Annotated in this window: 1 protein-coding gene; it reads right to left on the bottom strand. The window is 52.1% G+C overall.

Features of this window, described 5'->3' with window-relative positions; all coding sequences use genetic code 11:
- Nucleotides 1-31 precede the first annotated feature (31 nt).
- A partial coding sequence (locus tag HMPREF3052_RS11895; protein WP_083318777.1) for a hypothetical protein occupies nt 32-219 on the bottom strand: 188 nt, incomplete at its 5' end.

Genomic DNA, 219 nt, shown 5'->3' with positions numbered 1-219 from the left:
AACACACAGCCGCCCGAAGGCGGCTGGGTATTTAGACAAGGAAGAGCGCGTTCCGCGCTTGCGGTTTCAACACACAGCCGCCCGAAGGCGGCTGGGAACAGTCAAAATAAACAGAATCAAAATGAAAAAGTTTCAACACACAGCCGCCCGAAGGCGGCTGGGTTAATGCTAATGACTTTATGCTGACACAAAAAGTTTCAACACACAGCCGCCCGAAGG

It is taken from the genome of Neisseria sp. HMSC056A03, from assembly GCF_001815685.1.
In the GTDB taxonomy this organism is placed as follows: Bacteria; Pseudomonadota; Gammaproteobacteria; order Burkholderiales; family Neisseriaceae; genus Neisseria; species Neisseria subflava.
The sequence above is the reverse complement of the archived record's forward strand: the minus strand, read 5'-3'. Positions and strand labels throughout refer to the sequence as shown.